At 42.2% G+C, this 15,489-nt stretch carries 12 protein-coding genes; 11 read left to right on the forward strand and 1 reads right to left on the reverse strand.

Going from position 1 to position 15,489, the window contains the following annotated elements; translation table 11 throughout:
• Positions 1-136 precede the first annotated feature (136 nt).
• From pfkA to aceA, 5 genes are all read left to right on the forward strand, one after another.
• Positions 137-1,096, forward strand: coding sequence for a 6-phosphofructokinase (pfkA, locus tag ACIQXR_RS16660; RefSeq protein WP_402874373.1), 960 nt, complete (start codon positions 137-139; stop codon positions 1,094-1,096).
• Positions 1,097-1,179: 83 nt separating this feature from the next.
• A complete protein-coding gene (pyk, locus tag ACIQXR_RS16665) occupies positions 1,180-2,940 on the forward strand; it encodes a pyruvate kinase (protein WP_402874377.1) in 1,761 nt (586 codons plus the stop codon).
• 81 nt (positions 2,941-3,021) lie between these two features.
• Positions 3,022-3,414, forward strand: coding sequence for an FxsA family protein (locus ACIQXR_RS16670; protein WP_402874380.1), 393 nt, complete (start codon positions 3,022-3,024; stop codon positions 3,412-3,414).
• Positions 3,415-3,752: 338 nt separating this feature from the next.
• The gene (aceB, locus tag ACIQXR_RS16675; RefSeq protein ID WP_402874382.1) at positions 3,753-5,345 is read left to right on the forward strand and encodes a malate synthase A; all 1,593 of its coding nucleotides are present in this window, start codon (positions 3,753-3,755) and stop codon (positions 5,343-5,345) included.
• Between the two features lie 48 nt (positions 5,346-5,393).
• Positions 5,394-6,677, forward strand: a complete 1,284-nt coding sequence (aceA, locus tag ACIQXR_RS16680; protein WP_402874385.1) for an isocitrate lyase — start codon at positions 5,394-5,396, stop codon at positions 6,675-6,677.
• A gap of 52 nt (positions 6,678-6,729) precedes the next feature.
• On the opposite strand, the gene ytvI is transcribed toward aceA, so the two are convergent.
• Entirely contained in the window at positions 6,730-7,872 is a 1,143-nt protein-coding gene (gene ytvI, locus ACIQXR_RS16685; RefSeq protein ID WP_402874388.1) for a sporulation integral membrane protein YtvI, read from the reverse strand.
• A 188-nt stretch (positions 7,873-8,060) separates the two neighbouring features.
• Here ytvI and ACIQXR_RS16690 point away from each other — a divergent pair, with 188 nt between their 5' ends.
• The 6 genes from ACIQXR_RS16690 to pnpS all read left to right on the forward strand — a co-directional run bounded on the left by ACIQXR_RS16690 (position 8,061) and on the right by pnpS (position 15,405).
• The gene (locus tag ACIQXR_RS16690) at positions 8,061-8,522 is read left to right on the forward strand and encodes a DUF441 domain-containing protein (RefSeq protein ID WP_402874391.1); all 462 of its coding nucleotides are present in this window, start codon (positions 8,061-8,063) and stop codon (positions 8,520-8,522) included.
• A gap of 543 nt (positions 8,523-9,065) precedes the next feature.
• The gene (gene citZ / locus ACIQXR_RS16695) at positions 9,066-10,181 is read left to right on the forward strand and encodes a citrate synthase (RefSeq protein WP_402874394.1); all 1,116 of its coding nucleotides are present in this window, start codon (positions 9,066-9,068) and stop codon (positions 10,179-10,181) included.
• A gap of 155 nt (positions 10,182-10,336) precedes the next feature.
• Complete coding sequence (icd, locus tag ACIQXR_RS16700) at positions 10,337-11,605, forward strand: NADP-dependent isocitrate dehydrogenase (protein WP_402874397.1); 1,269 nt, start codon at positions 10,337-10,339, stop codon at positions 11,603-11,605.
• Positions 11,606-11,728: 123 nt separating this feature from the next.
• Entirely contained in the window at positions 11,729-12,664 is a 936-nt protein-coding gene (gene mdh / locus ACIQXR_RS16705) for a malate dehydrogenase (RefSeq protein ID WP_402874399.1), read from the forward strand.
• A 249-nt stretch (positions 12,665-12,913) separates the two neighbouring features.
• Positions 12,914-13,630, forward strand: coding sequence for a response regulator transcription factor (locus tag ACIQXR_RS16710; protein ID WP_402874401.1), 717 nt, complete (start codon positions 12,914-12,916; stop codon positions 13,628-13,630).
• Positions 13,627-15,405 carry a two-component system histidine kinase PnpS gene (gene pnpS / locus ACIQXR_RS16715; protein ID WP_402874403.1) on the forward strand — a complete coding sequence of 593 codons (1,779 nt, stop codon included), beginning with the start codon at positions 13,627-13,629 and terminating at the stop codon, positions 15,403-15,405. Before ACIQXR_RS16710 ends, pnpS begins: the two co-directional genes overlap by 4 nt.
• Positions 15,406-15,489 lie beyond the last annotated feature (84 nt).

A 15,489-nucleotide genomic window follows, 5' to 3' on the forward strand; every position in this document is an offset into this window, starting at 1 on the left:
CTGTTCAGAATACGTTAGTCTTAATACATTGGATTAAGCAGTAAGAAGAGTTCCTTGCTTATCTTAGGTGAAAAAAGGGTACAATGAGGTTATTGAAAAGTTTTATGTCATTAGCGCAGTAGGAGAGGTGAACATAATGAAAAAAATAGGGGTATTAACAAGTGGAGGGGATTCTCCAGGCATGAATGCTGCAGTCCGGGCAGTCGTCCGGAAAGCGATTTTTCATGAGATGGAGGTCTATGGCATCTACCATGGCTATGAAGGGTTGATCAATGGCGACATAAGACGTCTTGAGCTTGGTTCTGTCGGGGATATCATACACCGCGGAGGCACGATGTTACATACTGCCCGCTGTCCTGAATTCAAAACGGAAGAGGGACAGTTAAAGGCAATTGAACAACTGAAAAAAGTGGGTATTGAGGGCATCGTCATCATTGGCGGTGACGGGTCTTACCTTGGAGCGAAGGCATTGACGGAACGAGGTTTTCCTTGCATTGGCGTTCCGGGAACGATCGATAACGATATTCCGGGAACGGACTTTACGATTGGTTTTGATACAGCCCTTAATACGGTCATCGATGCGATTGATAAAATCAGGGATACAGCGACTTCCCACGAACGGACGTATGTGGTTGAAGTGATGGGCCGAAACGCCGGTGACATTGCTCTTTGGGCCGGTCTTGCAGGAGGGGCTGAGACCATTTTATGCCCGGAATACGATTTCGATATGGAAGAGATGATAGGAAAGCTGAACCGGGGACATGAACGCGGGAAAAAGCATAGTATCATCGTTGTGGCAGAAGGTGTAGGCAGTGCCATGGAGATTTCCAAACAGATAGAAGCGAAAGCAGGGTTCGAAACGCGTGTTACGGTTCTGGGTCATGTACAACGTGGCGGCTCTCCTACTGCGTCTGACCGTGTGTTGGCAAGCAGGCTTGGCGCCCGCGCAGTCGAATTGCTTCTTGAAGGTTTAGGTGGCAGGGCTGTGGGCATTGAGGAAAATAAACTGGTTGATTACGATATCATCGATGCCTTATCGAAGAAGCACACGATTGATAAGAAAATGTATGACCTATCAGAAGAATTGTCTATTTAAATGATTGAAAAAAATATGTTTAATACTACGTCACTCTCCGTCATATGGCGGTAGAGGACGAGTTTCTTTAGGAGGTTGACACCATGCGCAAAACTAAAATTGTATGTACCATTGGGCCAGCTAGTGAAAGTGTAGAAAAATTGGCTCAATTAATCGAGGCAGGGATGAATGTAGCACGTCTTAATTTTTCCCACGGTAATCATGAGGAACATGCTGCAAGAATTCGCAATATAAGAGAAGCATCAGAGAAAACGGGGAAACAGGTCGCTATCTTGCTTGATACAAAAGGTCCTGAAATACGGACGAATAACATGGAGAATGACTCGATCGAGTTGACGGCAGGTAAAGAAGTAACGATTTCGATGCAAGAAGTTTTGGGGACACCAGAGAGATTCTCCATTACCTATGAAGGGCTTCTATATGATGTACAAGCTGGATCTAGAATTTTGCTGGACGATGGCTTGATTGGTCTTGAAGTGTTAGCAATTGATGAAACAAAAAAAGAAATTCATACGAAAATCCTAAACAGCGGTACATTGAAAAATAAAAAAGGCGTCAACGTTCCTGGCGTTTCCGTAAACTTGCCAGGGATCACGGAAAAAGATGAAAAGGACATCCTTTTCGGTATCGAACAAGGAATCGATTTCGTGGCCGCTTCTTTCGTCCGCAGGGCGTCGGATGTACTGGAAGTCCGGGAATTGTTGCAACAAAATAAAGCAGAGCATATTCAAATCATCCCTAAAATTGAAAACCAGGAAGGCGTGGACCGTCTCGATGAAATTTTAGAAGTAGCTGATGGTTTGATGGTTGCGCGTGGTGATCTAGGTGTTGAAATCCCTGCGGAAGAAGTGCCACTTGTTCAAAAAGATATGATCAAGAAATGTAACAATGCAGGCAAACCGGTCATTACCGCTACACAAATGCTTGATTCTATGCAGCGTAATCCACGTCCGACACGAGCTGAGGCAAGTGATGTGGCGAATGCGATTTTCGATGGAACGGATGCCATCATGCTTTCTGGTGAAACAGCTGCGGGAACTTACCCAGTCGAAGCCGTTCAGACTATGCATAATATTGCTTCACGTGCAGAAACAGCGCTTAATTATCGGGATATCCTTACAAGGAATAGTAAGTCGGATCGACATAATGTGACAGATGCCATTGGGGAATCCGTTGCACATACTGCGCTTAACCTTAATGCAGGTGCAATCATCACACCGACTGAAAGTGGTCATACGGCACGGATGATTTCTAAGTATCGTCCAAAAGCGCCTATCATTGCCGTTACCTCTAATGAAGATGTTTCAAGACGGCTTGCATTGGTCTGGGGCGTTTATCCGCAGATGGGACCTAAAGCAGAGACGACAGATGATATGCTCCAAACAGCGATTGACCAAAGCCTGGAATCCGGAATCGTTTCCCATGGGGATTTAGTGGTGATTACCGCTGGTGTGCCTGTAGGTGAAATAGGGACGACTAACTTGATGAAAATTCATGTGTTAGGAGAGGTTCTATTGAAGGCTCAAGGAATCGGTAGGAAAACAGCGAAGGGTGAAGTGGTCGTTGCCAAGAATGCCAAGGAAGCCTTAGAAAAAGTACAAGAAGGATCTGTTTTGGTTACAATCGGTTCGGATCGTGAAATGATGCCGGCAATAGAAAAGTGTGCCGCATTGATTACTGAAGAAGGCGGTTTGACTAGCCATGCGGCAGTTGTCGGCGTTACCTTAGGCATTCCTGTCATTGTCGGGGCTGATAATGCGACAAAGGCCTTTAAGGATGGACAGAGAATAACGGTCGATGCCAGCCGTGGAATCATTTATGATGGTCATGCCAAAGTTTTGTAAAACAAAATTTTGGATGAAATCCAATCGTTGATGTAAGATAGGTGTACCGCACCAGAAGTGGGCTGTGCAGGAGGAATGTAAATGAAGTACTTTTTATTGTTTATCATTGCGATGCCGATCATTGAGATTATTGTCCTCTTATTATCTGGCAATCTGATTGGGTTTTGGCCAACGCTGTTCCTAATTGTAGCCACTGGTTTAATCGGAGCTTATTTGGCTAAACGCCAAGGAATGGAAATATGGAAAAAGGCACAGGGTCAGGTTCGTCAAGGGATGATGCCTGGAAATGAAATCGTCGATGGAATCTGTATCTTCATCGGATCCGCTCTGTTGCTATCACCCGGACTGATTTCGGATGTCTTGGGATTGATCCTGGTATTTCCACCCACCCGTAATCTTCTAAAACCAATTGTTATTCGGATTATGATGAACAGGATGAATAAAGGAAAAGTAACGATCATTCAACATAAATAGAAAAAGGCTATCCACAAAGATAAGAATGTGGATAGCCTTTTTTGCGTTCACCCCATAAATGCTTCCACATATGAAGGAAATCTTGCCACTCAAAATCTTAACTGTTTCATGCAAAAAATGGACAAGGAAGAAAGAAAGAAATAAAAAAACAGAATATTTTCAATTATTTTTCTAATGGAAATGCCTATATACCAGGCTTTCTGTAGTCAATTAATATCTTTTTTTAAAAAAGTTGGAAAAGTAGGTGACAAATTTATACAGCGTGTTATATAATACAAACAGGAAATAAAATAACTGTATTATAACATATAAGAGTTTGAAAGGATGTGGAAAGCAACATGATTACTGAAGCAAAAGGTTTACAAATAACAGGGGATATCAAGCCTGGATATGAACAAATACTTACTACGGAAGCGCTTCAATTCATTGAACGGATTGAACGGCAGTTCGGTGCAAGGAGAAGGGAACTGTTAGAGCGACGTAAAACGGTCCAAGAGGAAATAAACCAAGGAAAGCAGCTTGATTTCCTGGAGGAAACGAAACATATCCGTGAAGGTGATTGGACAATCGCTCCCCTCCCGAAGGACTTGCAAGACCGCAGGGTTGAAATTACAGGGCCGGTTGATCGTAAGATGATCATCAATGCATTAAACTCAGGGGCTTGCGTGTTTATGGCAGACTTTGAAGATGCCAACTCGCCTACTTGGGAAAATTGCATAGATGGGCAACTGAACTTGAGGGATGCCATCCGCGGTACCATCTCATTTGAAAATCCAAACGGTAAAGTATATAGATTGAATGAAAAAACGGCAGTCTTGAAAATCAGACCCCGTGGCTGGCACTTGGAAGAAAAACACGTTCTATTAAATGGACAGCCTATATCCGCCAGCATATTCGACTTCGGTCTTTACTTTTATCATAATGTGAAAGCATTGATCGAAAATGGAAGTGGTCCATACTTCTATCTTCCGAAGATGGAAAGTCATCTCGAAGCCAGATTATGGAATGACATCTTTGTCTATGCCCAGAATGATTTAAGAATTCCGCAGGGGACAATTAGAGCGACGGTACTAATTGAAACGATTCTTGCAGCATTCGAAATGGACGAAATCTTGTATGAGTTGAAAGAACACTCAGCAGGCCTAAACTGCGGTCGCTGGGATTACATCTTCAGCTTCCTGAAGAAATTCCGTCACTCAGAGGACGTAATCTTCCCAGATCGATTACAGGTTACAATGACGGTTCCGAACATGAGAGCTTACTCCCTTCTCGCAATCAAGACTTGCCACACCCGTAATGCTCCGGCAATCGGTGGAATGGCTGCCCAAATTCCGGTCAAGAATGACCCGGTCAAGAATGATGAGGCGTTCGCGAAGGTTCGTGCGGATAAAGAACGTGAAGCGAGAGATGGGCATGACGGTACATGGGTCGCTCATCCAGGCATGGTCAGTACTGCGAAAGAAGTGTTTGACCTTCTTGTTCCGAAACCGAATCAAATTTACCGCAAACGTGAAGATGTAGAAGTGACGGCTAAAGATTTGCTGGAAGTCCCAGAAGGATCCATTACGGAGGCTGGCTTACGGACAAATATAAACGTCGGCATTCAGTATATCGCTTCCTGGTTATGTGGTAGAGGAGCGGCTCCTATCAATAACTTGATGGAAGATGCCGCTACAGCAGAAATTTCCCGCGCTCAAGTGTGGCAGTGGATTCGTCATCCTAAAGGCATACTAGAAGATGGCAGGAAAGTGACGGAAGAATTATTCCATCAAATTAAAGAGGAAGAATTGGAAGTCATTAAATCCGAGATTGGTGAAGAAGCTTTCAAAACAGGGAAATTTGAAGAATCTACTAAACTATTCGAAGAATTGATTGTGGCTGAAGACTTCGCTGATTTCTTAACGAATCCAGCATACGAAAAATTATCTTAATATTCTATCAATTATGAACGTACTATAAACTATTAGGGGGAAAATATAATGACGAACGAAAGAGTAGAGCAATTACAACAAAGCTGGGAAACTGATTCAAGATGGAATGGAATTAAACGTACGTATACAGCTGAGGAAGTTATCAAATTAAGAGGGTCCATTGACATCGAGCAAACCTTAGCGCGTCGGGGAGCTGAAAAACTATGGAATCTCCTGAAACAAGAAGATTTCATCAATGCACTAGGAGCATTGACTGGTAACCAAGCGATGCAACAAGTAAAAGCGGGTTTAAAGGCCATCTATTTAAGTGGTTGGCAAGTGGCTGCAGATGCGAATATCGCTGGCCAGATGTACCCGGATCAAAGCTTATACCCAGCAAACTCTGTACCACAAGTCGTTAAACGCATCAATCAAACACTGCAACGGGCCGATCAAATCAGCTTTGCTGAAGGAAAAGACGATATCGATTGGTTTGCCCCTATCGTAGCTGATGCGGAAGCAGGTTTTGGTGGAGCCCTTAATGTTTTCGAACTAATGAAAGGGATGATCGAAGCTGGAGCTGCCGGTGTTCACTTTGAAGATCAGCTTTCCTCCGAGAAAAAATGTGGCCATTTAGGTGGGAAAGTGCTTCTTCCAACACAAATTGCCGTACGTAACCTGATTTCTGCCCGCTTGGCTGCAGACGTAATGGGAACACCGACTATATTGATTGCTCGCACGGATGCTGACGCCGCTGACTTGATCACGGATGATATCGATCCAGTCGATGCCCCATTCATCACAGGCGAACGTACTCCAGAAGGATTCTACCGCACGAAAGCGGGACTTGACCAAGCGATTGCTCGTGGCCTGGCTTATGCACCATACGCTGACCTTATCTGGTGTGAAACGTCCGAGCCAAACCTTGCAGATGCCCGTCGTTTTGCCGAAGCGATTCATGCTGAGTTCCCAGGAAAACTACTAGCATACAATTGCTCGCCATCGTTTAACTGGAAAGCGAAATTGAGTGATGAGGAAATTGCGAGCTACCAAGTCGAATTAGGGAAACTGGGTTACAAATTCCAATTCGTTACACTTGCTGGATTCCATTCATTGAACCATAGCATGTTTAACCTTGCTCTTGGATACAAAGACCGTGGAATGGCAGCATACTCAGAACTTCAACAAGCAGAATTCGCTAGTGAAGGGGACGGCTATACGGCAACTCGTCACCAACGCGAGGTTGGAACTGGATACTTCGATGAAGTGGCACAGGTTGTATCTGGTGGAACTTCTTCTACAACAGCACTTGCTGGTTCTACTGAAGCTGAACAATTCGAAACATCAAAATAAGAGATAGATAGAAAAAATCCGCCCCGAATATCGGGCGGATTTTTCTTTGAGTCTAAAGAAATTTGTTTGGAGTAGGTTTTTTCGTATCCGGTCCCATGATGTACGACCAAATGGTTTGAAAGACATGAGCACGTTGAAGGGTATTGAATATGACTAGGGTTACTGGCCCGGCGATCAATCCAAGAAACCCGATTAATTTAAAACCAATGAATAAGGCGATGAGAGTAGCAAGTGGATCCAAGCCAATACTAGAAGAAAGAACTTTTGGTTCAATTAGTTGGCGCTGGACAACAACGATGATGTAAAGCACAGACAGCCCGATGGCAAGGCTGGTATTCCCAGAGATGAATTCGAAGATGATCCATGGAATGAAGATGGTCCCTGTACCCAAATAAGGAATGATATCGACTAAGCCGCAAATTAAAGCGATGGTAATCGAATACTTGACCCCTAATATAAGAAATCCGATTAAAATGGTAACGGTCGTTAATGAAACTAGAGTGAATTGAGCGCGAATGAATCCGAATAATGCTCGTTTTAAATCACGGAATAAACGTTTGGCCCCGGAAAATAGTTTATTTGGCAATACATTTCCCGTCATTCGTCCGAAACGGTCATAGTCTTTGCTGATGAAGAAAGTGCCCAGTAGGGTAAAGAGTAGTGCTGTCACCGTCGTTGGAAACCAGCCGATGATGGCGGGGATGTTTTTCAGGAATGTCTGAATGAAACCGCTGACCCCGGTAGTGATGGATTCACCAATATTTTGGATGTTCTTTAGGATGGTGTCCTGCTGATCTTGATCTAATGTATTGAACATGGCTGTGGTTTGGTTATATAGGGGAATGATCTTGGTGGCAATGAGCGTTTCTATGTAATCTACGATGGTTTCGATATGTTCCGGTATCACACCCGCAAGGTAATTAGTACCTGATATGATTTCGGTAACTAATAGGGTGATGAGTCCGGCAAAAATAAGGAAAATGAGTAATAGGGAGACAAATACAGCAAGTCCTCGTGGCAAGTGAGCTTTCTTTTCGAAGAAAGTCACAAGGGGGTTCATCAAGAAAGCAATGATCATGGCAATAATGAATGGATACGTATACTTAGATAAATAAAATAAGGCGATCCCGCCCAAAATGATGATTCCGATGACTGATATGAAACGAATGAAACGGTAGATGTAAACAGGATTCAAGACATTCCCTCCTTCTAACGGCTGCATTGTATTATAATTGTAACGACAATGGTAAAGAAAGGAAAGTTCCTTTTGGATCCAATCTGAACTATTTCTATTGGTAGCCAAATAAATACCATGGGTTTTGACAAAGGTAAACAGGCGGTTTGTTATGTTAAAATAACAAAAAGGAAAGAGGAGGAGGAGAAGTGATAAACGGCCCGGTCGTGTTTTTAATTTTACTTGCGGCAATCGGTTGGTTTGGGAAAAACACATCCCTTATTGCCGCAGCAGGTTTTCTTTTACTCATGAAAATCATTGGTCTTGATGCCAAAGTGTTCCCTTATTTAGAAGCAAAGGGAATCAACCTAGGCGTTACGATTATTACGATTGCAGTGCTCATCCCTATTGCTAATGGAGCGATTGGCTTCAAGGAACTGGGGGATGCGATTAAATCGCCCTATGCATGGATTGCGCTGGCTTCTGGTATAGCTGTTGCCTTGATTGCGAAAAATGGAATTACCTTGCTTTCTCACGATCCACATATTACAACCGCCTTGGTTTTTGGGACGATTCTAGCCGTCGCATTATTCAAAGGTGTGGCTGTAGGTCCGTTGATCGGTGCTGGAATTGCTTATTTATGCATGCAGATTTTTGATTTTTTTAAATAATTGACACAGGGAATGAATAGTAATTGTTTAATTTTTCTGGAATCTTTTTTTCTTTTCTATGTTAGATTTATTCTGCTTCATTTCGTTTTTTTGTAAGAATGTGGTGGAAAAAGCTGAAAAAAAAGGTGGATTAGGAATAGAGATTTTTCTAATGAAATAATAATTTTTTCATATTTTAAGCGCTTTTCATTCCCAAAAAAGTGATTATTGTTTATAATAATGTTGTAACTACTCCGAGTCATTATATTAGGATTTAGAAATAGTAGTTTCTGATGATCTAAAAAAAGAGTGTAGTTATTTGAGCAAGCGCTCACTAGGAAGCGAAGCTACAAGCATTAATTTTTAGAATTCGTATAAGCGATTGTAAAAGGTCGTGCATGCTCCTTTGATTGGCATTCACATCAGTGAATACTTATCGATGGGTGACGCATGTCTTCAGCTAAAAAATAGATGGTTGGGTAGGATAGCTTACTCTTGGAAGCGCTATATTTATACGTAATGAGCAAGGATATAGGGGAATTTTAGAAAAAGGAGAGATTTTATATGACAGCAACAAAAGGTCTAGAAGGTGTGGTAGCAACCACTTCATCCGTAAGCTCGATTATCGACGATACACTAACTTACGTTGGGTACGATATCGATGATTTAGCTACAAATGCCACTTTTGAGGAAGTAATCTATCTTTTATGGCATGGAGCTCTTCCAAACAAAAGTCAATTAGCTGAATTAACTAAACAACTAGCTGAAAACGCAGAACTTCCTGCAGAAGTTGTTAATCATTTCAAAACATACCCAATTGATAAAGTACATCCAATGGGTGCTCTTCGCACAGCGGTATCACTTCTTGGTCTATATGATGAAGAAGCTGACGTAATGAGTGAAGAAGCTAACTATCGTAAAGCCATTCGCATCCAAGCTAAAATCCCAACCTTGGTAACAACTTTCGCCCGTACCCGTCAAGGTAAGGAAGCGGTTGCACCACGTAAAGATCTAAGCTTCGCTGCTAACTTCTTATATATGTTAAGTGGTAACGAGCCAACTGCAATCGAAGAAGAAGCATTCAACAAAGCATTGGTTCTACATGCTGACCATGAATTAAACGCTTCTACTTTCACTGCACGCGTTTGCGTTGCTACTCTTTCTGATATCTATTCTGGCGTTACATCTGCCATTGGCGCATTAAAAGGCCCACTTCATGGCGGAGCTAACGAACAAGTTATGAAAATGCTTACAGAAATCGGTTCAGTAGAAAACGTTGAGCCTTATATCAACGAAAAACTAGCTAACAAAGAAAAAATCATGGGCTTTGGCCACCGTGTATACCGTAAAGGTGACCCACGTGCTAAACACCTTAAAGAAATGTCTAAAAAATTGACTGAGCTTACTGGTCAGCCTCAATATTATGAAATGTCGACTAAAATTCACGAAATCGTGACTGGTCAAAAAAATCTTCCGCCAAACGTAGATTTCTATTCAGCTTCTGTATACCACAGCCTAGGTATCGAGCATGACCTATTCACACCAGTCTTTGCTGTTAGCCGTGCATCAGGTTGGATCGCTCATATCCTTGAGCAATATTCAAACAACCGCCTTATCCGTCCACGTGCAGAGTATGTTGGACCAGGTATGCAAAAGTACATTCCGATTGAAAATCGATAAAAATTTTGAATAAATAAAAGTTTTTTCAAAATTTATATTTAATTTCATCGGATTTGTAGTAAATTAAAAGATGTGAGTAAACGAGGTTAGTGGTTCTGCCAAGAATTATAAGGCAGACCAACTAGCCTTTGAATTTGAATCGGAGGTAAAGAGACATGACACAAAGCCAAAAAATCACAGTTACTAACGGTGTTCTTAACGTACCAAACAATCCAATCGTTCCTTTCATTGAAGGTGACGGAATCGGTCCTGATATCTGGGCAGCAGCAGTACGCGTTTTAGACGCAGCTGTAGAAAAAGCATACAATGGCGAAAAGAAAATCGAATGGAAAGAAGTTTTAGCTGGACAAAAAGCATTTGACCAAACAGGCGAATGGCTTCCACAAGAAACTCTTGATGTCATCAACGAATATCTAATCGCTATTAAAGGACCACTTACAACTCCAATCGGTGGCGGTATCCGTTCATTGAACGTAGCATTACGCCAAGTATTAGACTTATTCGTATGTCTACGCCCAGTACGTTACTTCGAAGGTGTACCTTCTCCAGTAAAACGTCCTGAAGACACTGACATGGTTATCTTCCGTGAAAACACTGAAGACATCTATGCTGGTATCGAATATGCTAAAGGTTCTGACCAAGCGAAAAAACTTATCGACTTCTTGCAAACTGAGTTCGGTGTTAAAAACATCCGTTTCCCTGAAACTTCTGGTATTGGTATCAAGCCAATTTCTGAAGAAGGTACAAAACGTCTTGTTCGCGCTGCACTTAACTATGCAATCAAAGAAGGCCGTAAATCATTAACACTTGTTCATAAAGGTAATATCATGAAGTTCACGGAAGGCGCATTCAAAACTTGGGGTTATGAAGTTGCAGAAACTGAATTCGCTGACAAAGTGTTCACTTGGAACCAATATGATCAAATCAAAGAAGCTGAAGGAACAGAAGCTGCTAACAAAGCACAATCTGCTGCAGAAGCTGAAGGCAAAATCATCGTTAAAGATTCTATTGCCGATATCTTCTTACAACAAATCCTAACTCGTCCAAGAGAGTTTGACGTTGTTGCAACAATGAACTTAAACGGAGATTACATCTCTGATGCACTAGCTGCTCAAGTTGGCGGAATTGGTATTGCTCCAGGAGCTAACATCAACTACGAAACTGGACATGCTATTTTCGAAGCAACTCACGGTACTGCTCCTAAATATGCTGGTCTTGACAAAGTTAACCCATCTTCAGTTCTTCTTTCAGGCGTTCTTTTACTTGAACACCTTGGATGGAATGAAGCTGCGGACAGCATCACTAAATCAGTAGAACAAACAATCGCTTCTAAAGTTGTTACATACGACTTTGCCCGCCTAATGGAAGGTGCAAAAGAAGTTAAATGTTCTGAGTTCGCTGACGAGCTAATCAAAAACCTTTAATTTTTACTAATGACGCCTTCAGGAAAAGAGCTGACTTCAGCTCCTTTTCCGGGAGGCGTATAATTATGTATACAGATGTTAAAAGTATTCCGAAATATTTGCATATTTTAAGGAGGAATTAACATGTCTACACGTAAAAAGATTACAGTAGTTGGTGCAGGATTCACTGGAGCTACCGCAGCATTCCTTGCCGCTCAAAAAGAACTCGGTGACATCGTTTTAGTTGATATTCCACAATCAGAAAACCCTACAAAAGGTAAGGCACTTGATATGGCTGAAGCAGGTCCTGTCCTAGGATTTGACGCCTCTATCATCGGCACTTCTGACTACTCAGATACAGCAGACTCAGACGTCGTCATCATCACTGCCGGGATCGCCCGCAAACCAGGCATGAGCCGTGATGATTTAGTTCAGACGAACCAAAAAGTCATGAAAGCTGTAACGAAAGAAGTGGTCAAATACTCTCCACATACAACCATCATCGTTTTAACCAATCCAGTAGATGCAATGACTTATACGGTTTACAAAGAATCGGGTTTTCCAAAAGAACGAGTAATCGGACAATCAGGCGTGCTTGATACTGCCCGTTTCCGTACGTTCGTCGCTCAAGAATTGAATATGTCGGTTAAGGACGTAACCGGTTTCGTCCTGGGTGGGCATGGTGACGACATGGTGCCTTTAGTACGTTACTCATACGCCGGAGGCATTCCTTTGGAAACATTAATACCCCAAGACCGTCTAGACGCAATCGTTGCCCGTACTCGTACTGGCGGCGGGGAAATCGTCAACCTACTTGGCAATGGTAGTGCCTATTACGCACCTGCGGCATCCCTTGTGGAAATGGCGGAAGCAATCCTGAAAGACCAACATCGCGTTCTTCCATCAATCGCCTACCTTGAAGGTGAATATGGATTCGAAGGAATCTACCTTGGTGTGCCTACGGTCTTAGGTGCCAATGGAATTGAACGAATCATCGAACTTGAATTGACGGAATCTGAAAAAGCTGCCCTTTCGAAATCAGTCGATTCCGTTAAAGCAGTCATGAAAATCTTACAATAACTCATCCGTTTCATAAGACTGCCCGAAACGTGACAGGAATGCTTGTGTTCCTTTCACCTATCAGGTGGTCTTTTTATGTATCGGCCCGGATTTTTCGTCCTTACCTTATTTGAGGCAGTAAAAGGAATTGGTGATTTTGGGAGGACGAGAGAATTTTAAGTGTGAATTACAGATAATATTCTTTATAATAGAATTGGATGAGTAGACAAAAGCATGTCTTAAGGGTAATACATAATTCAGGAGGATCTAATGTCAAAGAAAATTCTCGTAGTGGATGATGAACAATCAATTGTTACCTTACTTCAATACAATTTAGAGCAGGCTGGTTACTCTGTAATTACAGCATTGGACGGGGAAGAAGGTTTACAGGCAGCTGTTGAGCTTTGTCCTGATTTGGTCGTATTGGATTTAATGCTACCCAAATTGGATGGGCTTGAAGTGTGTAAACAGCTTCGCCAACAGAAAATAAATATCCCGATTTTGATGTTAACAGCTAAAGATGATGAATTTGATAAGGTGCTTGGCCTGGAATTAGGAGCAGATGATTACTTAACGAAGCCCTTTAGCCCACGAGAGGTAGTTGCCCGGATTAAAGCGATACTAAGAAGATCACAGCATTCTAATAGTACTGAAAATAATGATGATCCAGAGAATGATTCACTGAAAATAGGCGACTTGAAGATCTTCCCTGAACGCTATGAAGCCTATTTCGAGGAGAATCAACTAGAATTGACTCCAAAGGAATTTGAATTACTTTTATACCTCGTGAAGAATAAGGGAAGAGTGTTAACGAGGGATCAATTATTGAGCACGGTGTGGAATTATGATTTTGCCGGAGATTCTCGTATCGTGGATGTCCATATCAGCCATCTGAGGGAAAAAATTGAATCAGACACAAAGAAACCTCTGTATATCAAAACGATAAGGGGCTTGGGTTACAAGTTCGAGGAGCCTAAAAGAGAATGACGACCTACCGTAAGAAACTGCTATTTACCCTCATCACGCTGGTGATGGTGGTACTGATGGCCGTTGGTTTTTTGTTGGGCCATCTTTTCAAAAGCTATTATATTAAAACATTCAACGAACGAATTCAAAATGAAACGTTTTTCATTTCTACATATATTAAAGAGCATGGCGGTATCACCTCCTTTTTGGAAAAAGGTAAAACGTCGAAACTAACGCCGTTGCTTGAATCCAACTTAACCATTCTCTCGACAGATGGAGAGGTTTTATATGATTCGTCCTCTTCAAATGAGTTGCTTGATAGCCATGCAGAAGTCCTTCGGAAAATCACACTTGAAAAAACGGGGGAGCAGCGTGAAGGCTATGAAGTGGTGGAGGGGGATTCGGACCTTCATTATTACTGGAGCGCCGTTGAAAAGGATGGCGAGATTGAAGGATTTGTCATCCATAGTAATGAAATCGAGGCAATTCAACAAGTCAACCGGCAAATGTGGAGCATATTGGTCATTTGCTTGGGTGCAGCCTTGATCATCATCCTGATGCTGGCAAGTAAAATCACTTCCTATTACACCCGGCCGATTGAAGAGGCCACAATGGCAGCGATTGACCTGGCAAAAGGAAATTACCGTACCCGAAAATTCGAGCAACATTCAGATGAAACGGGGATGTTGACGAACTCGTTGAATATCCTGGCAAGGAACCTCCAAGAAACCGAAATGGCGAGGGAAATGAACCAGGATCGTTTGGAAACGCTCGTCGAAAATATGGGGAGTGGTGTGCTGTTAATTGACAGCAAAGGATATACAACGCTAATCAACCGGGAATTCAAGAAAACCTTTGATGTAGATTCGCATACATTCCTATATCAAGACTATTATTCTGTGATAAAGGATGAAGAAGTCATAGCTCTAATAGAAGAGATTTTCAGGACGGAAAAAACGATAAAACGTCAGGTGAAAATTCCGCTTGCCCTTAAACGAAAGCATTTCGAAATCTATGGAGCTCCCATTATCGGTGATTATGATGAATGGAAGGGGATCCTGCTTATTTTCCATGACATCACTGAACTGAAAAGACTGGAACAAATGCGGAAGGATTTTGTGGCCAATGTCTCTCATGAATTGAGGACACCGATTACTTCTATTAAAGGCTTTTCGGAAACATTGCTGGATGGGGCCTGGAAGGATGAGAAAACCTTAAAGCACTTTTTGTCGATCATTTTAAACGAAAGCGATCGGCTTCAAGAGCTTATTCAGGAACTTCTTAATTTATCCAAAATGGAACAGCAGGAATTTGTCCTGAAAACGGACAAGGTAGATATGACTACCATCCTTAAAGAAATTCAGGAAATGCTCATGGGTAAACTACGAAAAAAAGAAATCTCACTCGAAGTCAAAGTGCCTTCGCATTCAGTGGTTATTGAAGGGGAATCAGATCGGATCAAACAAGTGTTCATCAATTTGATTACCAATGCCTTAGCTTATACACCAAATGGTGGGATTGTGACTGTAACGGTTGCGGAGAAGGAACAAACCGTGGATGTGATCGTGCAGGACAATGGAATCGGGATTGAGGAGAAAGAGCTTCCGAGGATCTTTGAACGATTTTATCGAATCGACAAGGCAAGGAGCCGAGATTCAGGTGGAACCGGGATTGGACTTGCCATCGTCAAACATATTGTGGAAGTTCACAAAGGCAAAATTAACGTAGAGAGTAAACCGGGAACCGGTACGACATTCATCGTCACATTGAATAAAAAATTGAAAGGGAATAGGTAGAGTTTACACAGACTTTACACTTCCTTTAAACAAGCTTCATAATGGAGGGGTACAATGATTGTACAACCCCTCATCCAAGGAGTT

Source organism: Peribacillus sp. NPDC097224 (assembly GCF_044761985.1).
Taxonomy (GTDB): Bacteria; Bacillota; Bacilli; order Bacillales; family DSM-1321; genus Peribacillus.